Source organism: Sphingorhabdus sp. YGSMI21 (assembly GCF_002776575.1).
In the GTDB taxonomy this organism is placed as follows: domain Bacteria; phylum Pseudomonadota; class Alphaproteobacteria; order Sphingomonadales; family Sphingomonadaceae; genus Parasphingorhabdus.
Genome location: NZ_CP022548.1, coordinates 969,607 through 993,123 on the forward strand (window position 1 = coordinate 969,607; position 23,517 = coordinate 993,123).

Genomic DNA, 23,517 nt, shown 5'->3' on the forward strand with positions numbered 1-23,517 from the left:
ACGGCCCTTACATATTAGCTGACTGCATGCCCCAGCGCTTCGGCGATCAGCCGCTCCTGCTGTTGCTTGTGCCGGGACGCCAGACCCGTCGCCGGCGAAGCCGAAGCGGAGCGTCCGGCATAGACCGGCTCCACTGGTCCGACGTTCGCCTGTTCCAGACAGTCTTCCAGATAGGAGCGGACAAAATGCCAGCTGCCGTTATTCTTCGGTTCTTCCTGCGCCCAGACCACGGTCTCCAGACCGGTCATCCGTTTCAGCCGGACCACCAGCGGCTCGCCCGGGAAGGGATAGAGCTGCTCGATCCGGATGATCGCCGTGTTCTTGTCACCCGCCGCGTCGCGCGCCTCGATCAGGTCATAGGCGACCTTGCCCGAGCAGAGCACAAGACGCTTCACATCCTCGTCCGCGGGCGGGTTGGTGTCCGACAATATCCGCATGAAATGATGGTCGCCCTGGAAATCTTCTGCCTTCGATACGGCCAGCTTGTGGCGCAGCAGCGATTTCGGCGTCATGATGATCAGCGGCTTGCGGAAAGACCGCAGCATCTGCCGGCGCAACACATGGAAATAATTGGCCGGTGTGGTGATATTGGCGACCTGGATATTGTCCTGCGCACAAAGCTGCAGGAAGCGTTCGAGCCGCGCCGAACTATGTTCCGGACCCTGGCCCTCATAGCCATGCGGCAGCAGCATCACCAGACCGTTGGCGCGCAGCCATTTGGCTTCGCCCGAGGCGATGAACTGGTCGATCATGATCTGCGCGCCATTGGCAAAATCGCCGAATTGCGCTTCCCACAATACCAAAGTTTTCGGATCGGCACCGGCATAGCCATATTCGAAGCCGAGCACGCCATATTCGGAGAGCGGACTGTCGAGCACTTCGAACCGGCCGTGCGGCACCGTGCTCAGCGGCACATATTTTTCTTCGCTTTTCTGGTCGACCCAGACGGCGTGGCGCTGGGAAAAGGTTCCGCGGCCGCTGTCCTGACCAGACAGGCGAACATTATAGCCTTCGGAAACCAGCGATCCGTAAGCCAGCGCTTCGCCGGTTGCCCAGTCGAAATTCTCGCCGCTCTTGAACATCTCGGCCTTGGCGTTGAGCACCCGGCCCAATGTCTTGTGAATGGTCAGCCCTTCGGGGACTCTGGTCAGCGTCCGGCCGAGACTGTCGAACAGTTTCGGGTCAATCGCCGTCTCGACATTGCGCCGTGCGGTTTCCGGATCGGCCGGAATATGCAGCCCCTGCCAGCGTCCGCCGAACCAGTCGGCCTTGTCGGCCTTGTAATCGGCCGCCGCCTGGAATTCGGTTTCGAGATGGTCGGCAAAGGCTTTCCGGGTCGTATCGGCCCAGCCCGCATCGATCACGCCTTCCTCGACCAGCCGCGCTTCGTAGAGCTTGCTGACCTTGGGATGTTTCTTGATCGCGGCATACATGATCGGCTGGGTGAAGCTCGGCTCGTCGCCTTCATTATGGCCAAAGCGGCGATAGCACCACATGTCGATCACGATATCCCGGCCGAAACGCTGGCGGAACTCGATCGCGATCTTGCAGGCAAAGGTCACCGCCTCCGGATCATCGCCGTTGACGTGGAAAATCGGTGCCTGCACGCCCTTGGCGACGTCCGACGGATAAGGCGAGCTGCGCGCGAATTGCGGGCTGGTCGTGAAACCGATCTGGTTGTTGATCACGAAATGGATGCAGCCGCCGGTATTATAGCCGCGGATGCCGGAGAAGCCGAGGCATTCCCAGACAATGCCCTGTCCCGCGAAGGCAGCATCGCCGTGGATCAGCACCGGCAACACCTGGTCATGTTTTTCCAGATCGTCGCGCGCCACCTGTTGCGCGCGGACCTTGCCGAGCACGACCGGATCGACCGCCTCGAGATGCGACGGGTTGGGCACCAGGCTCATATGGACATTGATGCCGTCAAATTCGCGGTCGGTGCTGGTGCCGAGATGATATTTCACATCGCCCGAGCCGCCGACATCGTCAGGATTGGCCGAGCCACCGTGAAATTCGTGGAAGATGACCTTGTAAGGCTTGGCCATCACATTGGCGAGAATGTTCAAACGCCCCCGGTGGGCCATGCCATAGACAATGTCGCGGACGCCGGACTGGCCGCCATATTTGATGACATTTTCCAGCGCCGGCAGCATCGATTCGCCGCCATCGAGACCGAAACGCTTGGTCCCGACATATTTCTTGCCGAGGAAATTTTCATATTCCTCGCCCTCGATCACCTTGTTGAGAATCGCCTTCTTGCCTTCCGGCGTGAAGTGGATCTCGGCGTCCTTGCCTTCCATCCGCTCCTGCAGGAAGCGCCGTTCCTCGATATCGGCAATATGCATATATTCGAGCCCGACCGGACCACAATAATTGGCGCGCAACACCGCCTCGATCTCGCGCACGGTCGCGGTCTGAAAGCCGAGCACGCCGCCCAGATAGACCGGCTTGTCCATATCCTCGGCGGTGAAGCCGTGGAATTCGGGCGTCAGGTCCGCCGGCTCCTCGAGCTTGGAAAGACCCAGAGGATCAAGATTGGCACCCAGATGTCCACGCACCCGATAGGTGCGGATCAGCATCATCGCCCGGATCGACTTTTCCGCCGCCTGGGCAACTTCGGCATCGGACATCGACTTGCCGGATTTCTCGGCAGAAGCCTTGATCTCGATGCCCATTTTTGTGGGATCGAGCGCGCTGGTCAGCTCGTCGGCGTCATCAACCGGCCAGTGCTTGCGCTGCCAGCTCGGGCCCTGCTCCTGTTCCGAGCCGATAAAATCCTGATTTTCAAAACCCATAATATACTACCTCGTGTACCGGCCCCATAATGTTCACCGGCGAAGGCCGGTGCCCAGAATTGTCCTGTCCGATCGTCTGGACCCTGCCCTGCGGCAGGGAACATCAAATCATCATCACGCCACAAACTCGAACCACTTCAGTCCGTATCTTCAATGTTCGCCGGCGAAGGCCGGTGTCCAGAACTGTAGTGCACTATCGCCTGGACCCCGCCCTTCGGCGGGGAACATCAAATCATCGTCACCTCACAACCTCAAACCACTCCAGTCCGGCCCTTAACTGTTCACCGGCGAAGGCCGATGTCCAGAACTGTCCTGTCCAATCGTCTGGACCCTGCCCTGCGGCAGGGAACAGAATCACTTCACAATATCATCCCACAAATCATTCCATTCGGGATTCATTCGTTCGATCCGCTTGAGCTTCCACTGCCGGTTCCAGTTTTTCATCCGGCGTTCGGTAGCCCTGGCTTCCTGAATGTCGTCATAACCCTCATACCAGACCAGCAATTTGCATCCGTGCTTTTTCGTAAATCCCTCGAACAATCCCTGGCGATGCTCGTAGACCCGCTTCGGAAGATTGCTCGTCACACCCAGATAGATCGTCCCGTTCCTTTGGCTCGCCATGATATAAACATATCCCGGCTTGCCCATTTCCGTTCACCGACCGCATTGTTCACCGGCGAAGGCCGGTGCCCAGAACTGTAGTACACTATCGTCTGGGCCCTGCCCTGCGGCAGGGAACAAAAAATTGCGATCCGCTTCAAACAATCAAACCAGCTCCTTCAACATCGCGTCCAGCGTGATGCCCAGCTCACTCGGCGAAGGCGACACGCGGATACCCGCAGCTTCCATCGCCGCGATCTTGTCTTCCGCGCCGCCCTGGCCGCCGGAGACAATCGCGCCGGCATGGCCCATGCGGCGTCCCGGAGGAGCCGTAAGACCGGCGATGAAGCCTACCATCGGCTTGCTGCGGCCCTTCTTGGCTTCGTCGGCAATGAATTGCGCCGCTTCTTCTTCCGCGCTGCCGCCGATTTCGCCGATCATGATGATCGACTTGGTTTCGTCGTCGGCCAGGAACAGTTCGAGCACGTCGATGAAATTGGTGCCGTTGACCGGGTCGCCGCCGATGCCGACGGCTGTGGTCTGGCCGAGGCCAACCGCAGTGGTCTGATGCACGGCTTCATAAGTAAGCGTACCGGAACGCGAGACCACGCCGACCGAGCCCTTCTGGAAAATGCTGCCGGGCATGATGCCGATCTTGCATTCGTCGGGGGTGAGGACGCCGGGGCAGTTCGGGCCGATCAGGCGCGACTTGCTGCCCTGCAACGCGCGCTTGACGCGCACCATGTCGAGAACGGGAACGCCCTCGGTGATCGCGACGATCAACTCGATCTCGGCATCAATCGCCTCGAGGATCGAGTCCGCTGCAAATGGCGGCGGAACATACACAACAGAAGCCGTCGCGCCGGTTGCTTCCTTCGCTTCGGCAACCGTGTCAAAATTCGGCAGACCGATATGGGTAGTGCCACCCTTGCCCGGCGTAACGCCCGCAACCATCTGCGTGCCATAAGCCAGGGCCTGTTCCGTATGGAACGTACCGGTATTGCCGGTCATACCCTGGGTGATGACCTTCGTGTTCTTGTCGATTAAAATGCTCATTCTATTCCTTTCTGAATTCTGCCATGTCCCATAATAACAACTATCAGCGATCTCCGTCTCTCAGCGCTCGCTGACGCTCCAGATACTGCTGGGTGGGCTTTTTTAATTTCGAAAGCTGAATTACGTTGAAGTCGGTACTCAGTTCGACACCTCGAATCTGGAAACTTATATCTTCGGGAAAAAACTCGAAATACAGATTGTTTTTACTGCATTCCCATCTGACATTTTGCCGACATTTCTTCAGCGGAACAACTTCTCCCGCGTATTTCAAAGAAATGAATTTATTGGCTCTATCCAGGGACAATTGCTGCGCCACCACTGAACAGCCGCTGGTATATTCATGTCCCCACGCATCATTATTATCGAAAAAAACCAGATAAGCGGTCTCTTGCTCACCAAGCTGATAAACGGACACCAACTTTTTTACGCCTCGATAATATTGACGAACCCAAAAAGGCAAATCACCAAATTCCCGCTTGTGCGCTTCTCCTTCTCTAAATTTAACGCTACCTTCCGCACAAGCTGACCAAAAGATGTCAAGAAGCCGAGGCTCATCTATCGGTGCTGCGCCGCTTATCGCCAGATTTAGAGCCAGATAATTGAACACCAAATTTACGCTAGGCTCGGATCCAGCCCCTTGCAGGCTTCCAGCAATTCCTTAACCGCATCGACCGACACGTTGAAATTGCCCTGCGCTTCTTCGCTCAGTTCGATTTCGATGATCTTCTCGACACCGTCTTTGCCGATGATGCAAGGTACGCCGACATAAAGATCGTCAACGCCATATTGGCCGGTCAGGTGAGCCGCAGCAGGCAGCACGCGGCGTTTGTCCTTGAGATAGCTTTCCGCCATCATGATCGCGCTGGTTGCCGGCGCATAATAAGCCGAACCATTGCCGAGCAGCTGGACGATTTCGCCGCCGCCGGAGCGGGTGCGTTGGACGATCGCGTCGATCTTGTCCTGCGTGGTCCAGCCCATTTTGATGAGATCGGGGATCGGGATGCCGGCGACGGTCGAATAGGCCGGAACCGGAACCATCGTGTCGCCGTGGCCGCCGAGAACGAAGGCAGTGACGTCTTCAACCGAGACGTTGAATTCGTCGGCAAGGAAGTGACGGAAGCGGGCGCTGTCGAGCACGCCGGCCATGCCGACCACCTTGTTGTGCGGCAGTCCGGAAAATTCGCGCAAGGCCCAGACCATCGCGTCGAGCGGGTTGGTGATGCAGATGACAAAGGCGTCGGGCGCGTTCGCCTTGATGCCTTCGCCAACAGCCTTCATCACTTTCAGGTTGATACCGAGCAGATCGTCGCGGCTCATGCCGGGCTTGCGCGGCACGCCTGCGGTCACGATGATCACATCGGCGCCGGCAATATCGGCATAGTCGCTGGTGCCTTTGAGCTTGCTGTCAAATCCGTCCACGGGAGCGGCCTGCGCCAGATCAAGCGCTTTACCGGCTGGCATACCCTCGGCAATATCAAACAGGACGACATCGCCCATTTCCTTGGAAGCAGCGAGGTGGGCGAGCGTGCCGCCGATCATGCCTGCGCCAATCAGCGCAATCTTGTTACGGGCCATGTGGGAAATTCTCCTAATATAGAGTCGAAAAGTAACTTAATGGCTGGATTAGGCCCCTGTTATGACAAATTCAACCGCAGAAAGCACCAATTTGACCGCTATCTTTGCAATTGGTTCGCAGTAGCAATAGTGTGTAGTGAATATATCGGAAATCACCGTCACCCCTGCGCAGGCAGGGGCCAAAACCAATAGTGATAGTCTCTCCATAGATCGGTTTGGATGCCAGCCTGCGCTGGCACGACGATCAAGACCAAACATGCTTCCAAGTCTTCCATTCTTTTGCGTTGCAAAGTGAAATTCAAATGGCATGATGCGAAGAAAAAGAGGATGCAACATGCTGACAAAAGGCGACGAATATCCGCTGCACCAGACGCCGGAACCAATGGCTTTATCGGGCGGCAACCGTAATTTCTACGACCGCTATTTCTTCAACGGCTATAGCGCCGACGGCAGCATCTTCTTTGCCGCAGCCCTCGGCATCTACCCCCAGCTCGATATCATGGACGCCGCCTTTTGCGTCTCGATCGACGGCAAGCAATATAATCTGCGGGCTTCCAAGAGAATGGGAAGCGAAAGGCTCGACCTGACGGTCGGCCCGATCACCGTCACCATCGTCGAACCGCTGGAGAAACTGCGGATAACGGTGGCAGGTAATGACAGTCCGGTCACCGCCGATATCACTATCACCGCCCGCCACCAGCCAATCGAGGAACCGCGCTTCATCCGACGCGAAGGTCCGCGGCTGATGATGGACTATACCAGAATGACGCAAAGCGGCGACTGGTCGGGCATTATTACCGTCGATGGCCAGGATATCGATGCCGCCAATTGCCGCGGCACCCGCGACAGAAGCTGGGGCATCCGGCAGGTCGGAGCCTCCGAGTCGCAGCCTCCGCCAGCCGGCGAATTTCCGCAATTCTGGTGGCTCTGGACACCGCTCAATTTCGACAATCACGCCTGTTTCTTTCATAGCAATGACGACGGGGATGGTGTGCCGTGGAACCGGCGCGGTGTGGTTGATACGATCACCGGAACGGCCGAAGAGTTCGAGCCCAAGGCCATCGATCTTACCTATCATTCCGGTTCCCGCCGTATCAAACAGGTGCAGCTCGAAACCGGCACCGGGTCGCTCTCGATCACACCGCGCACCGGCGACGCGGCGCGCACATTCTACATGTCGGGCCTCGGCTATCTCCATCCGGTCTGGGGCCACGGCATGGATCATGGCGAGATCGAGGTCGGCCATGATGTCATCGCCCTCGACCCCGCACCGGCAATCGACATGACCACCATCCATATCCAGGCGCTCAGCGATGCTGTGCTCACCGTCGATGGCGCGGAACATCGCGGCGTTGGCGTGGTCGAACAATTGTTCATCGGCCCGCACGCCACCAGTGGCCTGACCGGCATCATGGACCCGGCAGCATGAGCGGTCGCTTCCCTGTACGTCCCGAAGAATTTGAGAGCGCCTTCGTCGAGAAGGTTTTTGCTGCCACTCCCGGATCGCTCCGATCGCTGACCCATGAACCGGTCGGCACTGGGCAGGTTTGCGACAGCTATCGCTTCACCTGCGACTGGGCGGAAGAAGGCCATCCGGAAACCTTCATCGCCAAATGCCCGAGCGCCGATCCGGTCAGCCGGGGCGCCGCAGCGATCTTCCATCTCTATGATATGGAAGTGGGCTGGTATCGGGATATTGCTGATAATTGTAGCGCTCTCTGCCCGAAATCCTACCATGCCGACATCGCGGAAAATGAGCAGGAATTTGTGCTGCTTCTGGAAGACATGGCCCCTGCTTCGCAAGGCGACCAGCTGGCCGGCGCGTCACTGGTTCAGGTGGAGACAACATTGGCGGAGGCCGCCGCTCTCCACAATTTTCAACCGGCCAGCGGGTTCAACAACCTGAAATGGTTGGATCATGGCACCGGCAACAGCCAGTTTCTCGAGTCCAGCCTGCCCACCGGCTATCCGGTCTTTCGCGAGCGATTCTCGTCCCTGCTCTCGCCGGAAATACTGGACTTGGGACAGGAGCTGGTTGACCGCATCGGTTCCTATATTACGCATGAACCGCCAGAACTGACCGTCACCCACGGGGATATGCGACTCGACAACATCCTATTCCATGCCGATGGCCGGATCGCGGCGCTGGTCGACTGGCAGACCTGCTCTCTCGGCAACCCGGCCAATGATGTGGCCTATCTGATCGGAACCAGCTTTGCCGTTCCGGCGGAGCGGCGGGATCAGGAACAAAGACTGGTCAGAGACTATCTGTCGAGACGATCAAATGCACCGGCCTTCGAGATTTTCTGGGACGAATATCGCCGCCACGCCTTTTCCGGATTTCTGATGGCGATCAACGCCTCGCTGCATGTCGAACAGACCGAGCGCGGCGATAGGATGTTCGCCGCCATGGCCGAACGCCCCGCGCAAATGGCGATCGATCTGGACAGCCTCAGCCTGCTCTAGGACGCCGCCCCGTGGCCGAGCGCCAGATAGGCATCGGATTGCATCTCGAGCAGCCGCGATGCGGTGCGCTCGAACTCGAAGGAACCGTCGCCTTCCGGATAGAGCGCATCCGGTTCGGCGTCCGCGCTGGCCAATAGCTTGACCCGATATTCGTATAGCGCGTCGATCAGGGTGACGAAGCGCGCGGCCTCGTTGCGATTCTCCTTGGACAGCACGGGAATGCCGACAATGATCACGCTATGATAGTGCCGCGCGATCGCGAGATAATCCTGCGCCCCGCGCGCTTCCGCACAAAGCCGCTTGAACGAGAAGACACCGACACCCTTTAGCGATTTCGGGACGGTCAGCATCCGCCCGCCCTGCACTTCTATCTCGGCCGACGGCACATGCGCGCGGTCTTCCGGCGGGTAGTCGGTCAGGCGGAAAAAGGCTTCGCTCAGCGCTTTTGTCGCGGCCTCGCCATTGGGCACATGCCACAGATCGACATCGCCCAGTCTTTCCCGCCGGTAATCGGTCGGGCCGTTGAGCGAAATCACATCGAGCCTGGTCTTCAGCAGATCGATGAACGGCAGGAAATGCTCGCGGTTGAGACCGTTTTTATAGAGGTCGTCAGGCGGGCGGTTGGAGGTGGTGACAATGGTCACCCCGGCCTCGACCAGACCGGTGAACAGGCGCGACATGATCATCGCATCGGCGCTGTTGTTGACCACCATTTCGTCAAAGGCGAGAAATCGTGCTTCGCTGGCCAGTGCCTTGGCGACCGGGATCACCGGATCGCCCTGTTCCTTCTTGCGCTCTTCATTGAGCCGGGCGTGTACATCGAGCATGAATTCGTGAAAATGGGCACGTTTCTTCCGCTGAATGCCGAGATTGTTATAGAAAAGGTCCATCAGCATCGACTTGCCGCGACCGACCCCGCCCCACATATAAATGCCCTGGGGTGCCGCAGGTTTCTTGCCGAAGGCCCGCCACAATATGCTGCCGCGTGGCGGCACGGCTTCCAGCTCCTCCTGCAAACGGGCAAGCCGTTTGGCGCAGGCTTCCTGATCGGGATCGGGCTTCAGTTCCCCTTGTGCGATCAGATCCAGATAGCGCTGGTAGAAGCTGCTCATTGCAAATCTGTTTTCTGGCGCGGCGCCTTTTTCACGATGGCGGTGAAAGAGGCCATATTGTCCTGGCCCTTGTCGCCCTGCACGACCAGTCCGCGCATGAACAGGAAACGCCCGGTTTCGCGCGTGATCTCTACTTGCGCCTCGAGCGGCTCGTCCATCCGAGCGGAACCGATAAAATGCGTCTGCAATTCCAGTGTGACGGCGTAGCCCGACGGCCCGAGGTCGAGCACCCGCATCGCGGCAAACAGCGAACAGTCGATGAAGCCCATCATCGTTCCGCCATGGACCGCATCGCCGAGATTACGGTGCTTGCGCTCGGGAAACATGCGCACCCGGGCGATAGCGTCATCGATTCCGTCGCCGCCCCGCCGGACAATCATCTTTCCCAGAAAGCTGTTATAGCAATCGGGATCGTTCAGCTGCCATATCTTCCAGTCCGGAAAGTCCGGATCGGGCTCGCTGATGACAAAATTGCGCTCTGCTTCAGACATGAATGGGCGCCGGCTTTCGAATCAGACTTCGCGCGAGGCGGTCATCTTCTTGATTTCGGCAATCGCCTTGGCCGGGGACAGGCCCTTGGGGCAGGCATTGGCGCAATTCATGATCGTGTGGCAGCGATAGAGCCGGAACGGATCTTCCAGTTCATCGAGTCGCTCACCGGTCATTTCATCGCGGCTGTCGGCGAGCCAGCGATAGGCCTGCAGCAGGATAGCGGGGCCAAGGAACTTGTCGCTGTTCCACCAGTAGCTGGGGCAGCTGGTCTGGCAGCACGCACAGAGGATGCACTCGTACAGCCCGTCCAGCTTGCTGCGGTCTTCCGGTGATTGCAGCCGCTCCTTGCCCGAAGGCGTCGGCGTGACCGTTTTCAGCCAGGGCTGAATCGAGGCATATTGCGCGTAGAAATGGGTGAAATCAGGGACCAGATCCTTGATCACTTCCATATGCGGCAGCGGCGTGATCGTCACCTTGCTACCGCAATCCTCGATCGCGGTGGTGCAGGCCAGGCCGTTTTTGCCATTGATGTTCATCGCGCAGGATCCGCAGATTCCTTCGCGGCAGGACCGGCGGAAGGTCAGCGTGGCATCCTGTTCCGACTTCATCTTGATCAGCGCATCCAGCACCATCGGCCCGCAATCGTCGGTGTCGATTTCGAACGTGTCGTAGCGCGGGTTCTCGCCCTTGTCCGGATCATAGCGATAGACTTTGAACGGTCGCTTTTTCCCGCTGGTCAGCGCTTGATGCAACTCGCCCGTCTTGCGGATCTTGCTATTCTTGGGGAGCGTGAAAGTAGCCATGTCTGTCGGATTCCCTTGTTCTGCGGATCGGCATAACCAAGAAGTGCAGCTATCTCAACCGTTTTGCACTGCAAAAAAGACTAGGAGGCTTCCAATTCCTGCAATCACCGGTGGTGGTCGAAAAAGGCGACCATGTCGTCAAGCACCGGGGCCTTGTGACGAAACGGCTTGGCCAACGCCATCATGATCTCGAGATGGTCGATATCGGGATATTCGACATATTCCGCATCCCCGCCCGCCGCAAGAATCCGGTCGCGCAATATCTTACTGTTGCGTGGTCTCACCTGGGTGTCGTTGCTGCCGCTGGACAGCCAGAGCGGCGGCGCATCCGCCCGGACAAAATTGACTGGCTGGGTCATTTCCGGATCGGGATATTCGCCAAAGCTCTGCTTCGTGGTTTCGGAATCGAACGGATAGAAATCATAGGGTCCGGCCAGCGCTGCCACGCCCCTGATGAGATCCGGAGATTTACCCTCTCGACCAAGCCATTGCCGGTCGAGCGCGAGCATCATCGCATTATAGGCGCCAGCGGACTGGCCGGACAGGAATATTCTCTCCGGATCACCTCCGTGCGTCGCGATATTGTCGTGCACCCAGGCCAATGCCTTTGCGCTGTCTTCCAGAAAGCCGGGAAAACGGGTGTTGGGAAACAGCCGGTAATCGGGAAGGACCACCATATAGCCGCGATTGGCCAGCGCCCGCCCGGCAAAGGCATATTGATCCTTCGCCCCGGCGCGCCAGCCGCCGCCGTAGATGAAAACGACAACCGGCAGCGGTTCGTCCGCTAGGGTTTCCGGGGTCCAGATATTGAGCCCCAGACCCAGCTCGTCGTCATAGGACTGGTCCTGCACCAGCAGCCGGGCATCGCTGTCGCCCGGGACGATATTATTGACCATATCCAGTTGCTTCGGCCCCGGCTGCGCAAGGAACCACAAGGCAAAGCCCCCGCAAGCGAGGATAATTATCGCAATCATGACAAGCCATTTCATACACCAGGCCTTAGCCAGCAGCTCTGACGCTGGCAATGGCGCTCCGGTCGGCAGAGCAATGGCGAAGCACCGCCGGGGCAGTTACTCATCAGTCTGCGCCTATTTTTTTGCCCGAGCGCTAAGCGAAATGGTCGCTCGTCAAGCCGGTCGACAATAGAGAGATAGAAAATGCCGCATTTTGCGATAAAGAGGAGCTCAACCGTCTGGTGGTAAATGGGAAAAGTAGAGATCTGTGTCGGAAAATAGGCTCTCCAGCTGGTTCAGCAGCGAGGATTCGCTGGTCCGCGTGTTCCGCAACAGCAGCTGGCTGTTCTCCGCCAAGGGAATCGGCGCGATCCTTAGCATCTTCTATCTCGCGATACTGACCCGCACTTTGGGGGTTGCCGGCTTTGGCGAATTCATGATCATCGTCGGCGCCGTACAGGTCTTGTCGGCAGTTCTGAAACTGCAGACCTGGCAGGCGGTCGTGCAATTTGGCGTGCCCTATCTGCTCGCCGGCCAGCATCAGGCCTTCAGAAAATTGTCGGCGCAAAGCTTCTGGATTGAACTGACTGGCGGGCTGATCGCATGTGCCACCTTATGGTTGTTGCTCCCTTATGGCGCGACCCAATTTGGCTGGAACGAACCGGTCGAACAGGCTGTCATGGGCTATGGCCTGATTGTTTTTCTGGCGGTCCGCTCGACGCCGACCGGTATATTGCGGGCGCAGGACCGGTTCGGCGGCAACGCTTTCGGCGATGCCATCATTCCGGTCATCCGCTTTACCGGAGCGCTCGCCCTGTTCCTGACCCGGCCGTCGATGACCGGATTCCTGATCGTCTGGGGGCTTTCCGAATTTGTTAGCTTCATGGTGATGTGGCTGATGGTCTGGCGCAGACAGGAACAGAATCAATCCCTTCGCAGCGCAACCAGCCTGCCCGTGCCGGCGCCAGGCCGCCGGGAATTTGCGGCATTTCTCTTGTTCACCAATCTCGCCTATCTGATCAGCGTGATCCGAGAACGGCTGGTGGTTGTCATCGTCGGTTTCTTTGTCGGCCCGGCCGCTGCCGGCCTGTTCCGTCTGGCCGACCAGATCGCCAACAGCCTAAACCGGCTCGCGGAAGTATTCGCCCGTCCGCTTTTTTCCGAACTGTCCCGCCTTTTCGCTATCGGACAATCGCGCAAATCCAGAGCCTTGTTCTGGCGGTCCCTGCGGGTTTCGGCGCTCAGCGGCGGCGTCCTTTTCCTCGGCTTGCTGCTGCTAGGGGAACAGATCATCAGCCTGATTTCAGGCCCCGAATATCTCGCCGCCTTCCCTCTATTGCTGCTGCTGGGAGCCGCGACCATCATCAGTCTGGCGGGGCTGGGTCTGGAACCGCTGCTTCAGGCTGCGGGCAGAGCCAGAAATGCGCTTCTGATTCGGTTGGTTGGTCTGATCGCGCTTGGGCTGCTCATGGCGTTTTCACTGCCTCGATTCGGTACAATCGGCGCGGCCTGGGCCATGCTGATCTCCGCCATATTGACCAGCATCATCCTGCTCGCGTCGAGCCGGGCGGTGATCAGCAAACCCCGGCAACCGGTCCGCAAATTGCGATAAGCATAAAAAAGGCGACCCGCAGGCCGCCTTTTTCGCAATTCGATTTGGTTTCGCTTAACGCTTGGAGAACTGGAAGCTCTTGCGCGCTTTTGCCTTACCGTATTTCTTACGTTCAACCTTACGGCTGTCACGGGTAAGAAAGCCTTCTGCCTTCACGGCCGACCGCAAAGCCGGTTCATATTTGGTCAGGGCCTGCGAAATGCCGTGCTTGACCGCACCGGCCTGTCCGGAAAGACCGCCGCCTTTAACCGTAACGTCCACGTCATATTGACCTTCGCGCTCGGTGATCGCGAAAACCTGGTTGAGCACCAGACGCAGGGTCGGGCGAGCGAAATAGGTTTCCTGGTCACGACCGTTGATCGTGATCTTGCCCTTGCCGGGCTTCAGCCAAACACGGGCAACCGCGTCTTTACGGCGACCGGTTGCATAGGCACGGCCATATTTGTCCAGCTCCTGCTCGCGCAAAGGCATGGTGGAGACGGGAGGCTCAGCGGCTACGGTTTCGGCGTCCGCTTCAGCAGCAGCCGGTGCATCGACCACAGCCGGGCCAGCGATATCTTTAAGATCAGCGAGATCGGTTTTTACGTCAGACATTATGCGCCCACCTTGTTCTTACGGTTCATCGAAGCGACGTCGAGCGCCACCGGGTTCTGGCCGTTATACGGATGCTCGGTACCGGCAAAAACGTGCAATGCACGCATCTGGGCGAAACCAAGCGGACCCTTGGGGATCATCCGCTCGACAGCTTTTTCCATGACGCGCTCGGGGAAGCGGCCTTCGAGGACCTTTTCCGCGGTCGTGCCGCTGATGCCGCCGGGATGGCCGGAGTGCTTGTAATAGGTTTTCTGCTTGGTCTTGTTGCCGGTGAACTTCACCTTCTCGGCGTTGATCACGATGACATGGTCGCCGCAATCCACATGAGGGGTGTAGCTTGGCTTGTGCTTGCCGCGCAGGATATTGGCGATAATCGATGCAACCCGGCCAACGACCAGATCTTCGGCATCAATGATATGCCATTTCTTTTCGACATCAGCTGGCTTGGCCGACTGTGTCTGTTTCGTGATACCCTTCATGGGGTGGCTCCTTCTTGGAGAGTGGATAGATTCAGAAATGATAAAAGCCGGACTCGAGGTTCCGGCCGACTGCGGCGCTATTGGCGTTGTTTTTTCCGCAAGTCAAGCGAAAGCGGGGCTTTGCTGGAGGGTATAATATTACCGCAGCCTCTTTTAGGCCTGCGAGCGACCGGTCAAATGTACGCCCCACGTGCAGGATGCGACGACCAGTGCCCCGACGGCCTGATGCAGCACCGCAAGATGAATATTGATCCCCGTCATGACGGTCGCAATCCCAAGCAATATCTGGATTCCGAAGGCAGTGTGGATGGCGATCGACGCCCTGCGGTCGATGGGCCGGACCTTCCGGGCGAGGACTACGAGAAAGCCAACAGCGACCCAGGCCCACCAGCGATGAATGAAATGGATCAGATAGGGGTCGTTATTGAGCGCATTCCAGATGCCCGTTCCCCAATCAATCCCGCCTGGGATGAAATAGTCGTTCATCAGCGGCCAGCTGCTCGATACATAGCCGGCGTCCAGACCCGCAGTATAAGCGCCGAACAGAAGCTGGACAAACAGAACAGCTATCGTCGCCAGTCCAAAACCGGTCAGACGCGAGGGCTTTGGCCGGCCGGCGGCCAGCTGCCGCAAGTCAAGCGCCGTCCAGACCAGCCCGCCCAATATGAAAAGCGCAGTCAGCAAATGGACCGCCAACCGGAAATGGCTGACATCGGTCCGCTCGCTGAGGCCGGAACTGACCATCCACCAGCCGATCGTGCCCTGCAATCCGCCAAGCGCCAGCAAAGCCACCAGACGCCAGCCGTAACCGGACGGAATCGCCCGCTTCACCGCGAACCACAGCAGCGGCAGCGCAAAGGCCACGCCGATCAAACGCCCGAGCAGCCGGTGCACCCATTCCCAGAAATAGATGAATTTGAAGTCTGCCAGCGTCATGCCAGCGGGCCCGTTGATCTCGAGATATTCGGGAATCTGTTTATATTTTTCGAATTCTGACAACCAGTCCGCTTCGCTCAGCGGCGGTAGCGCGCCGGTCACCGGCTTCCATTCGGTTATGGAGAGGCCCGATTCGGTCAACCGGGTGATCCCGCCGACGACAACCATGATGAATACCAGAAAGGCGACGGAATAGAGCCAGTTGGATAGGGCGACGGGGCGAATCCGGGCGGAAGTTAAATGTGAGGGCATCGACGCGGATATATCGCGTCAGGATTGCGAACAATCAAGCAGCCGATTCAATTTTCTCTTTCTATTTTGCCGTTGTGACCTTGCGGACTTCAGTTGTTTCCAAACCACAGTATGACATTATTTCTTTGAATCGCGCATCTCCACTCATTGGATAATCGATCTCCCTGCGTCTGGAATTTTCGCGTTTGCTTTCACCAACTATCCCGACGACAATATTCTCAAGAAGGTTCCTCTCCGCATCACGATCCAAATTTTCTGCGCTGACCCTCCAGCGTTTGGTGTCGTTTTCCGCCATCACCACTCGCTCGCGCATAAGAGCGCAAAACCAGTTTTTCTGAGAAACGTTGAGAGTTGCAAAATCATTTGTAAGTCTCGTCGTCTCTTGGGACACCTGCTTCGTTTGCGAATGAATCGAATCAATCGATTTTTTTAATGCAGCGAGCACGTCGTTTTTGGGATCCACTGCAGTAACGATCCTCAAGTTCGGAATAGCATCGATTGTTTTCTGAACCACTCGCAATTCTCCGCGAAGCGTTTCGACATCGCCTTTTACGAGACGTATATCCGATTTTTCCGAGAAGTCGGTTTTCGCAAATTTCGTCGACAAGGACTTGAGAGAGCTTTGCATCTGTCTCAGCCCGATAGGAGAGAGCTCGTTGATGTTGGTAATGTATATTTCCCGCTTGCCATCCAAAATGTTCCTGACCGGAGGCAGATCGTGCTTCAGCAGCTTCACATCATTTCTAAGCTCTTCTGCATCTGCATGCTCAACCGCGCCGGCTCCGAATAGGATCGTCCCGATAAACGGAATCACCAATCCCTGCATCAGCCCCTTGTCATTATCAGCTTCCGAACCCAATCGTGGGTAAATCAAACCAAATCCCATAACGAGAATACAAGCGACAACCATTTTGGCCAGACCTTCGTGAGGGGAACTTTCCAATGGGTCGACAGTCCAAAACATGACCGCATGACGGGCTCCGGCATCAGTTCCCTGCGGTGGAATTTTTTCTGCCGGCAGCGGAATAGTTACTGCAAATTGACTATCCGGAAGCGTGTCCTCCGGATAAGCATTCACCAATCCGATCAAAATATAGAATGACAAAAGGCCAGAGGGAATGGCGGCTCCCAGCGCGGCTATATCGAGTCCCGGAATCTTGCTTCGCCACTGGTCTGGAGGGTTGGTGAACGCAACTTGGGAATTGAAAAACAAGAAACCTGTCAACAAGCACAGACCCAATAGCAGCATCATAGCCGCATAAACCGCGAGAGCTTCATCGGAAATAGCAGCGCGTTCGGACGGTAGAATCAGATAAACGGTAGCGATAAAAAAGAACAACCATCCCGCAAAGCACAAAAAAGCTCCAAATCTTAGCGGTCCGTTCTTTTTTGTTTCCAGTAGAAAACTATAGATTAGATTTTTCGATTCCCCGTCCTGCATAGCCGCCTCCAGCGTTAATCTGTTCTGCGACTCTAATTCTGTGTTCTGCACATTGTGCGTGACTTCCGTCACGGTCAGCCAAGCCTACTGGTCATTTGCCGGATTTCCTTTTCGGAACGGCATGCTCAGATATCTGGCGCTGACCCAAAGCTCACATCAATTTATCTCCTCCCGCAAAATGATATGTTGTATCTTAACAAGCTTGCTCCTATATCCATCACACACAAACAATAAGCGAGACAGTGAGTCGTGTTTACGACAGCGAAATTCTGGGACAGAAACGGTCTGATGGTCAGGGATGGCCTGTGGGACCGTATCGCCGTGCTCATTTCCGGTCTGTGCCTGGCGCATTGTGTCGCAACCATTGCCTTTGTCGCGCTCCTGTCCTCGGCGGGCGGTATGTTCCTCAATCCGCTGGTCCATGAAATCGGGCTGGGAATAGCTATTGCCCTGGGCTTCTTCGCCCTGGGCCGCGGCGTGCTCGACCATGGCTATATCATGCCGGTTGCGATCGGCAGTCTGGGACTGGGCATGATGATGGGCGCGATCACCCTTGGCCATGACAGCGGTCATGACGGCCGCGAGGTTCTCTACACCATGCTGGGCGTCGGTTTGCTGGCCCTGGCCCATGACCTGAACTACCGCGCCACCCATTGAGCTGCTGCCCATTGCCCTCGCGGCGAAACATCCCTAAATTGTCCTTATGGGAAAACATGATCATCATGAGCATCACGGCGAATCCTTAGCCGACGCAGCGCGCACCAATCTGGAGAAATCCGGAGAAAAATGGACCAATACGCGCGCCGCCATCTTCGAGGCACTGGCCGGATTCTCGCGCCCGGCGTCGGCCTATGACATCGCTGAGCTCGTCTCTAGCGCACGCGGCAAGCGGGTTGCCCCGAACAGCGTCTACCGGATACTCGACCTGTTCGTGGCGAACAATCTCGCGATGCGGATCGAAAGCGCCAATGCCTATCTCGCCAACAGCCATCCCGGTTGCGAGCATGACTGTATTTTCCTGGTCTGCGACAGCTGTGGCGAGGCCACCCATATCGACGACGACCCCCTGTCCCAGCAAGTGCGCAAGGTCGCAAAAAACCAGGGATTCAGTTCCATCCGGCCGGTGATCGAGGTGCGTGGCATTTGCCAGAAATGCACTTGAGCCGATCCGATTGTCAGCAAATGTTAACAAGCAGCCTGCTGAAAGTTCGACAGCGCATGGCAATGCCGTTAGAACTGGAAACAAACAGGGAGTGAATATGCCAGTTTCGAATACACCATTGCTGGATGATGTTTCCTTCCCGGCCGATCTGCGCAAATTGAAGCCCGCGCAACTCCGCCAGTTTGCCGACGAATTGCGCGCCGAAGTCATCGACACCGTGTCCACGACCGGTGGTCATCTGGGCGCCGGCCTCGGCGTTGTCGAACTGACCACGGCGATCCATTATGTTTTCAATACGCCGGAAGACCGCCTGATCTGGGACGTCGGCCATCAATGCTATCCGCACAAGATCATCACCGGTCGCCGCGACCGGATCCGGACCCTGCGTCAGGGCGGCGGTCTCTCCGGCTTTACCAAGCGTTCGGAAAGCGAATATGATCCTTTCGGCGCTGCGCATAGCTCGACCTCGATCAGCGCGGCGCTCGGCTTCGCCATTGCCAACAAGCTGAACGACAAGCCCGGGCGCGGCATTGCCGTGATCGGTGACGGCGCGATGAGCGCCGGCATGGCCTATGAAGCGATGAACAATGCCGAGGCGGCCGGCAACCGGCTGGTCGTCATTCTCAACGACAATGACATGTCGATTGCACCGCCGGTCGGCGGCCTGTCGGCCTATCTTGCCAGAATTGTTTCGTCCCGCGAATTTCTCGGCGTGCGCCAGTTGGCGCGGCGTATTGCCCGCAAGCTGCCAAAACCGCTGCACGACGCAGCGCGCAAGACCGACGAATTTGCCCGCGGCATGACCATGGGCGGGACTTTGTTTGAAGAACTGGGCTTTTATTATGTTGGTCCGATTGACGGGCATAATCTGGAGCATCTGATTCCCGTGCTGGAAAATGTGCGCGACGCGGCGGAGGGACCTTGCCTGGTTCACGTGGTCACAGAAAAGGGCAAAGGCTATAAATTTGCCGAGGAAGCCGCTGACAAATATCACGGCGTCGCCCAATTTGATGTGGTGTCCGGCAAGCAGAACAAGGGGCCCGGTGGCGGACCGCCGGCCTATCAGAATGTCTTTGGCGAAACCCTTGCCAAGCTGGCCGACAGCGATTCCCGTATCTGCGCGATTACCGCAGCCATGCCCTCGGGCACCGGTGTCGACAAATTCGCCAAGGCGCATCCCGACAAGGCCTTTGATGTCGGCATTGCCGAACAGCATGGCGTTACTTTCGCAGCCGGTCTGGCCGCGCAGGGCATGCGGCCGTTTTGCGCCATTTATTCCACATTCCTGCAACGCGCCTATGACCAAGTTGTCCATGACGTGGCGATCCAGAATCTGCCGGTGCGCTTCGCCATCGACCGGGCCGGTCTGGTTGGCGCAGACGGCAGCACCCACGCCGGATCGTTCGACGTCACCTATCTGGCGACCCTGCCCAATATGGTGGTGATGGCCGCCGCCGATGAAGCGGAACTGGCGCATATGACCTATACCGCCGCGCTGCACGACAGTGGCCCGATCGCCTTCCGCTATCCGCGCGGCAATGGCACCGGCGTTCCGATTCCGGAAAAGCTCGAACGGCTGGAAATCGGCAAGGGCCGGATCGTCAAACAGGGCAGCAAGGTTGCGATCCTGTCGCTCGGCGCGCGGCTGGAAGAAGCCAAGAAGGCCGCGGAGCGGCTCGAAGCCAAGGGGCTCAGCACAACCGTCGCCGATCTGCGCTTTGCCAAACCTCTGGACGAGGAACTGATCCGCAAATTGCTGACAACCCACGAAGTCGCAGTCACCATAGAGGAAGCATCGGTTGGTGGTCTCGGCGCGCATGTTTTGACCTATGCATCAGACAATGGTCTGACCGACGCGGGCCTGAAAATCCGCACGATGCGCTTGCCTGATGTGTTTCAGGATCAAGACAAGCCGGATCTCCAATATGCCGAAGCGGGACTGGATGCGGATGGTATTGTCGATACGGTGCTGAAAGCGCTGCGGCACAATAGTGCAAATGTCGAGGATACGGGGGTCCGAGCCTAACCGATATTGCTGCTTGTGATTGCGGGAAACGGTGTTTAGTCGCTTCGGCATGCCACCGCAATTTTCCCATATCGATCACTGGATTTTCGATCTCGACAATGTTCTCTATCCGGTCGAGTGTGATCTGTTCGCGCTGATCGATATCAAGATGGGCGAATATATCGCCCGGGCGCTGGATTGCGATCCCGTCGAGGCGCGGAGGATCCAGAAGGAATTTTTCCACGATCATGGCACCACGCTCGCCGGGCTGATGCACAATCATGGCACCGACCCTAATGATTTTCTCGATTTCGTCCACGATATCGATATGGATCGCCTGGCACCTGCCCCTCTCGTTCGCGATGCCATTGCCGCGCTGCCCGGTGAAAAACTGGTCTTTACCAACGCAGACCGGCCCTATGCCCAGCGGGTGCTGGAAAAGCGCGGGCTCGACGGCCTGTTTCACCAGATGCACGACATCCTGGACACCGGCCTCGTCCCCAAGCCCAAGCCGGCTGCTTATGAAAGCATGATCGCCGCCACCGGCATCGACCCGACCCGCGCCCTGTTCGTCGAAGACATGGCCCGCAATTTGCGCCCGGCAAAAGATTTGGGCATGACCACCGTGTGGATCAACACCGGCGCAGAATGGGCTGGCCGCGAGCATGATCCCGCCTATATTGACCACGAAATTACAGATCTGGAGAGCTGGGTCACCAGCCTCCACAAAGCGAAGGAAGAAACACCGACATGACCGCAGCATTGCAGACCATCATCGACGACGCCTGGGACAAACGGGAATCCCTCGGCCTGACAACGCAGGGCGAGGTCCGCGATGCCGTGGATGCGGCGCTTGCCATGCTCGACAATGGCAGCGGCCGGGTCGCCGAGAAAAAAGACGGCCAGTGGGTCGTCAACCAGTGGCTCAAGAAAGCGGTGCTGCTCTCCTTCCGGCTGAACGACAACAAGGTCATTGATGGCCCCGGCGGCGCCAATCACTGGGACAAGGTTCCCAGCAAATTTGCCGGATGGGGTGAAAACCGTTTCCGCGAAGCCGGTTTCCGCTCGGTCCCGGGATCCGTGGTCCGGCAGGGCGCCTTCATCGGCAAAGGCGTCGTTCTGATGCCCAGCTTCGTCAATATCGGCGCCTTTGTCGACGAAGGATCGATGGTCGATGGCTGGGCTACCGTCGGCAGCTGCGCGCAAATCGGCAAGAATGTGCATATTTCCGGCGGCGCCGGCATCGGCGGCGTGCTGGAACCGCTGCAGGCTGATCCGGTGATCATCGAGGATGGCGCCTTTATCGGCGCACGGTCGGAAGTCGCCGAAGGCGTTCGCGTCGGCGAGGGTGCGGTGCTTTCGATGGGCGTCTATCTCGGCGCGTCGACCAAGATCGTTGACCGCGACACTGGCAAGATATGGATGGGCGAAGTCCCGCCTTATTCGGTCGTGGTGCCGGGCACATTGCCGCCAAAGGTCGCTGTTGATGGCGCGCCGCAGCCGTCGCTCTATTGCGCCGTAATCGTCAAAACGGTCGACGCGCAGACCCGGTCCAAGACCGGTATCAACGAATTGCTGCGCGACTGATGGCGGCGGGGGTGGATCAGGTGAAGGTAACGCTGGAACCGAATGACCACCCCTATCGCAACGGTGCCTGGACTCCGGTTTTCGAGGAACTGGACACAGATGCACTCGAGATAATCGGGACGATTCCGGCCGATATCGACGGACTCTATGTCCGCAACACCGAGAATCCGGTGCACGACAGCATCGGCCGATATCACCCCTTTGACGGTGACGGGATGATCCATACGATCCGCCTGCGCAACGGCAAGGCGCACTATCGCAACCGCTTCGTCCGGACCGAAGGCTTCGAGGCCGAGCAGGAAGAAGGCGGCCCTTTGTGGGTCGGGATCATGGGCAAGCCCGATGATTCAAAACGCAGGGGCTGGGGCGCGCATGGCAGCGTCAAGGACAGCAGCTCTACCGATGTCGTCGTCCACGCCGGCGCGATCCTCTCGACCTTCTATCAATGCGGTGAAGGCTATCGGCTCGATCCGGAAACGCTCGAAACGCTGGGCACGGCGGACTGGGTTCCTGAGGACGGCATTTCCGCTCACCCGAAGGTCGACGAGGCCACCGGCGAATTGCTGTTCTTCAACTATTCGACCACGGCGCCCTATCTCCATTATGGCGTCGTCGGGCCGGACAATGCGCTCAAGCATTTTGTGTCCATCGAACTGCCCGGCGCGCGCCTGCCGCACGATATGGCGTTCACCGAGAATTTTGCCATTTTCAACGACTGCCCGCTCTACTGGAAACCGGAACTGATCGAGCGGAATCTCTATATCCCCGCTTATCATCCCGACGAGCCCACCCGCTTCGGGATTATTCCGCGCATGGGCCAGCCGGAGGATATAAAATGGTTCGACGCGAAGCCAACCTACGTCCTCCACTGGACCAATGCCTATGAAAAGGGCGATGAAGTGGTGCTCGACGGCTATTTCCAGAATGAACCGGTGCCGGCACCGCTGACCGATTTCCCGGCGGGCTATGAAAGCATGGGCGCGAGCATCGACCTGCACAGTTTCAAACCCGAATTGCACCGCTGGCGCTTCAATTTGAAAACCGGCGAGACCCGCGAGGAGACATTGTTCGACGACTATCCCGTCGAATTCGGGATGATCAACCAGCAGATCGCCGGCAAACCCTATCGCTATGTCTATAGCGTCACCGGCGAGCCGGGCTGGTTCCTGTTCAACGGGCTGACGAAGCATGATCTCGAGACCGGCGAAGCGGAACATCTGAGTTTTGGCGAGCAGCGGTTCGGATCGGAAGCGCCATTCATTCCGCGCGCAAATCCGCAGTCAGAGGATGACGGCTATCTGATCAGCTTCATCACCGATATGGCGCAGGACCGGTCGGAATGTATCATCATTGACGCGCAGGATATTGCGGCGGGCCCGGTCTGCACGATCATCTTGCCGCACCGGATCAGCAGCGGCACCCATGCCACATGGGCTTCGGCGGAGCAGATAGGGAAGTAACTTCCTCCTCTCCCAAAGGGAGAGGCAAGTGGAACTTATCAGCTTGCTGATTAGTGGAACTCGGTGAGGGGTCGTGAACCTTCGAAGAGTTCAACCCCTCACCGACTGCGACTAAGCTGCTGAAGCAGCAAGTC

At 57.8% G+C, this 23,517-nt stretch carries 22 protein-coding genes; 9 read left to right on the forward strand and 13 right to left on the reverse strand.

The features are described 5' to 3' along the window. Window positions 1-14: 14 nt before the first annotated feature. The 5 genes from CHN51_RS04640 to mdh all read right to left on the reverse strand — a co-directional run bounded on the left by CHN51_RS04640 (window position 15) and on the right by mdh (window position 6,029). Complete coding sequence (locus tag CHN51_RS04640; RefSeq protein WP_100092971.1) at window positions 15-2,798, reverse strand: 2-oxoglutarate dehydrogenase E1 component; 2,784 nt, start codon at window positions 2,796-2,798, stop codon at window positions 15-17. Window positions 2,799-3,152: 354 nt separating this feature from the next. Further along, window positions 3,153-3,446, reverse strand: coding sequence for a GIY-YIG nuclease family protein (locus CHN51_RS04645; protein ID WP_100092972.1), 294 nt, complete (start codon window positions 3,444-3,446; stop codon window positions 3,153-3,155). Between the two features lie 117 nt (window positions 3,447-3,563). Then, window positions 3,564-4,454 carry a succinate--CoA ligase subunit alpha gene (sucD, locus tag CHN51_RS04650; protein WP_100092973.1) on the reverse strand — a complete coding sequence of 297 codons (891 nt, stop codon included), beginning with the start codon at window positions 4,452-4,454 and terminating at the stop codon, window positions 3,564-3,566. A 43-nt stretch (window positions 4,455-4,497) separates the two neighbouring features. After that, window positions 4,498-5,061, reverse strand: a complete 564-nt coding sequence (locus CHN51_RS04655) for a hypothetical protein (RefSeq protein ID WP_123906233.1) — start codon at window positions 5,059-5,061, stop codon at window positions 4,498-4,500. Window positions 5,062-5,066: 5 nt separating this feature from the next. Next, window positions 5,067-6,029 (reverse strand): malate dehydrogenase, encoded by a 963-nt coding sequence (gene mdh / locus CHN51_RS04660; protein ID WP_100092975.1) that lies wholly within the window; start codon window positions 6,027-6,029, stop codon window positions 5,067-5,069. 334 nt (window positions 6,030-6,363) lie between these two features. Here mdh and CHN51_RS04665 point away from each other — a divergent pair, with 334 nt between their 5' ends. Further along, entirely contained in the window at window positions 6,364-7,458 is a 1,095-nt protein-coding gene (locus CHN51_RS04665; protein ID WP_100092976.1) for a hypothetical protein, read from the forward strand. Beyond that, a complete protein-coding gene (locus CHN51_RS04670; protein ID WP_100092977.1) occupies window positions 7,455-8,495 on the forward strand; it encodes a phosphotransferase in 1,041 nt (346 codons plus the stop codon). Before CHN51_RS04665 ends, CHN51_RS04670 begins: the two co-directional genes overlap by 4 nt. Here CHN51_RS04670 and zapE read toward each other — a convergent pair. The 4 genes from zapE to CHN51_RS04690 form a co-directional block, all read right to left on the reverse strand. Beyond that, entirely contained in the window at window positions 8,492-9,607 is a 1,116-nt protein-coding gene (gene zapE, locus CHN51_RS04675; protein ID WP_100092978.1) for a cell division protein ZapE, read from the reverse strand. The two genes, CHN51_RS04670 and zapE, sit on opposite strands and share 4 nt — an antisense overlap. Further along, entirely contained in the window at window positions 9,604-10,098 is a 495-nt protein-coding gene (locus tag CHN51_RS04680; RefSeq protein ID WP_100092979.1) for a PaaI family thioesterase, read from the reverse strand. The genes zapE and CHN51_RS04680 overlap by 4 nt, the downstream gene beginning before the upstream one ends. A gap of 21 nt (window positions 10,099-10,119) precedes the next feature. Next, the gene (locus tag CHN51_RS04685) at window positions 10,120-10,902 is read right to left on the reverse strand and encodes a succinate dehydrogenase iron-sulfur subunit (RefSeq protein ID WP_100092980.1); all 783 of its coding nucleotides are present in this window, start codon (window positions 10,900-10,902) and stop codon (window positions 10,120-10,122) included. A 104-nt stretch (window positions 10,903-11,006) separates the two neighbouring features. Beyond that, complete coding sequence (locus tag CHN51_RS04690) at window positions 11,007-11,876, reverse strand: alpha/beta hydrolase (protein WP_164088984.1); 870 nt, start codon at window positions 11,874-11,876, stop codon at window positions 11,007-11,009. A gap of 247 nt (window positions 11,877-12,123) precedes the next feature. On the opposite strand from CHN51_RS04690, the gene CHN51_RS04695 reads away from it, so the two are divergent. Next, entirely contained in the window at window positions 12,124-13,467 is a 1,344-nt protein-coding gene (locus CHN51_RS04695) for a lipopolysaccharide biosynthesis protein (RefSeq protein WP_100092982.1), read from the forward strand. Window positions 13,468-13,521: 54 nt separating this feature from the next. On the opposite strand, the gene rpsI is transcribed toward CHN51_RS04695, so the two are convergent. The 4 genes from rpsI to CHN51_RS04715 form a co-directional block, all read right to left on the reverse strand. Further along, window positions 13,522-14,061, reverse strand: coding sequence for a 30S ribosomal protein S9 (rpsI, locus tag CHN51_RS04700; protein WP_100092983.1), 540 nt, complete (start codon window positions 14,059-14,061; stop codon window positions 13,522-13,524). After that, on the reverse strand, window positions 14,061-14,540 hold the full coding sequence (gene rplM, locus CHN51_RS04705) for a 50S ribosomal protein L13 (protein WP_100092984.1): 480 nt from the start codon (window positions 14,538-14,540) through the stop codon (window positions 14,061-14,063). The genes rpsI and rplM overlap by 1 nt, the downstream gene beginning before the upstream one ends. 153 nt (window positions 14,541-14,693) lie before the next feature. After that, entirely contained in the window at window positions 14,694-15,728 is a 1,035-nt protein-coding gene (locus tag CHN51_RS04710; protein ID WP_206169980.1) for a COX15/CtaA family protein, read from the reverse strand. A gap of 61 nt (window positions 15,729-15,789) precedes the next feature. Next, complete coding sequence (locus tag CHN51_RS04715; protein WP_100092986.1) at window positions 15,790-17,241, reverse strand: hypothetical protein; 1,452 nt, start codon at window positions 17,239-17,241, stop codon at window positions 15,790-15,792. Between the two features lie 216 nt (window positions 17,242-17,457). On the opposite strand from CHN51_RS04715, the gene CHN51_RS04720 reads away from it, so the two are divergent. The 6 genes from CHN51_RS04720 (at window position 17,458) to CHN51_RS04745 (ending at window position 23,383) form a co-directional block, all read left to right on the forward strand. Then, complete coding sequence (locus CHN51_RS04720; RefSeq protein ID WP_100092987.1) at window positions 17,458-17,826, forward strand: MerC domain-containing protein; 369 nt, start codon at window positions 17,458-17,460, stop codon at window positions 17,824-17,826. 46 nt (window positions 17,827-17,872) lie between these two features. Then, the gene (locus tag CHN51_RS04725; protein WP_100092988.1) at window positions 17,873-18,331 is read left to right on the forward strand and encodes a transcriptional repressor; all 459 of its coding nucleotides are present in this window, start codon (window positions 17,873-17,875) and stop codon (window positions 18,329-18,331) included. A 97-nt stretch (window positions 18,332-18,428) separates the two neighbouring features. After that, complete coding sequence (dxs, locus tag CHN51_RS04730) at window positions 18,429-20,357, forward strand: 1-deoxy-D-xylulose-5-phosphate synthase (protein ID WP_100092989.1); 1,929 nt, start codon at window positions 18,429-18,431, stop codon at window positions 20,355-20,357. A 49-nt stretch (window positions 20,358-20,406) separates the two neighbouring features. Beyond that, on the forward strand, window positions 20,407-21,090 hold the full coding sequence (locus tag CHN51_RS04735) for a pyrimidine 5'-nucleotidase (RefSeq protein WP_100092990.1): 684 nt from the start codon (window positions 20,407-20,409) through the stop codon (window positions 21,088-21,090). Continuing rightward, window positions 21,087-21,923: a 2,3,4,5-tetrahydropyridine-2,6-dicarboxylate N-succinyltransferase gene (gene dapD / locus CHN51_RS04740; RefSeq protein ID WP_100092991.1), complete on the forward strand. Its 837-nt coding sequence runs from the start codon at window positions 21,087-21,089 to the stop codon at window positions 21,921-21,923. The genes CHN51_RS04735 and dapD overlap by 4 nt, the downstream gene beginning before the upstream one ends. A gap of 11 nt (window positions 21,924-21,934) precedes the next feature. Next, window positions 21,935-23,383, forward strand: a complete 1,449-nt coding sequence (locus CHN51_RS04745) for a carotenoid oxygenase family protein (protein WP_240616861.1) — start codon at window positions 21,935-21,937, stop codon at window positions 23,381-23,383. Window positions 23,384-23,517 lie beyond the last annotated feature (134 nt).

Coding starts and splice junctions, on each gene's coding strand:
- sucD (WP_100092973.1), bottom strand. CDS start 4,454: ATGAGCATTTTAATCGACAAGAACACGAAGGTCATCACCCAGGGTATG.
- rpsI (WP_100092983.1), bottom strand. CDS start 14,061: ATGTCTGACGTAAAAACCGATCTCGCTGATCTTAAAGATATCGCTGGC.
- CHN51_RS04725 (WP_100092988.1), top strand. CDS start 17,873: ATGGGAAAACATGATCATCATGAGCATCACGGCGAATCCTTAGCCGAC.
- zapE (WP_100092978.1), bottom strand. CDS start 9,607: ATGAGCAGCTTCTACCAGCGCTATCTGGATCTGATCGCACAAGGGGAA.
- CHN51_RS04645 (WP_100092972.1), bottom strand. CDS start 3,446: ATGGGCAAGCCGGGATATGTTTATATCATGGCGAGCCAAAGGAACGGG.
- CHN51_RS04690 (WP_164088984.1), bottom strand. CDS start 11,876: ATGATTGCGATAATTATCCTCGCTTGCGGGGGCTTTGCCTTGTGGTTC.
- CHN51_RS04720 (WP_100092987.1), top strand. CDS start 17,458: ATGGTCAGGGATGGCCTGTGGGACCGTATCGCCGTGCTCATTTCCGGT.
- CHN51_RS04680 (WP_100092979.1), bottom strand. CDS start 10,098: ATGTCTGAAGCAGAGCGCAATTTTGTCATCAGCGAGCCCGATCCGGAC.
- CHN51_RS04735 (WP_100092990.1), top strand. CDS start 20,407: ATGCCACCGCAATTTTCCCATATCGATCACTGGATTTTCGATCTCGAC.
- dapD (WP_100092991.1), top strand. CDS start 21,087: ATGACCGCAGCATTGCAGACCATCATCGACGACGCCTGGGACAAACGG.
- CHN51_RS04710 (WP_206169980.1), bottom strand. CDS start 15,728: ATGCCCTCACATTTAACTTCCGCCCGGATTCGCCCCGTCGCCCTATCC.
- mdh (WP_100092975.1), bottom strand. CDS start 6,029: ATGGCCCGTAACAAGATTGCGCTGATTGGCGCAGGCATGATCGGCGGC.
- CHN51_RS04670 (WP_100092977.1), top strand. CDS start 7,455: ATGAGCGGTCGCTTCCCTGTACGTCCCGAAGAATTTGAGAGCGCCTTC.
- dxs (WP_100092989.1), top strand. CDS start 18,429: ATGCCAGTTTCGAATACACCATTGCTGGATGATGTTTCCTTCCCGGCC.
- rplM (WP_100092984.1), bottom strand. CDS start 14,540: ATGAAGGGTATCACGAAACAGACACAGTCGGCCAAGCCAGCTGATGTC.
- CHN51_RS04665 (WP_100092976.1), top strand. CDS start 6,364: ATGCTGACAAAAGGCGACGAATATCCGCTGCACCAGACGCCGGAACCA.
- CHN51_RS04640 (WP_100092971.1), bottom strand. CDS start 2,798: ATGGGTTTTGAAAATCAGGATTTTATCGGCTCGGAACAGGAGCAGGGC.
- CHN51_RS04685 (WP_100092980.1), bottom strand. CDS start 10,902: ATGGCTACTTTCACGCTCCCCAAGAATAGCAAGATCCGCAAGACGGGC.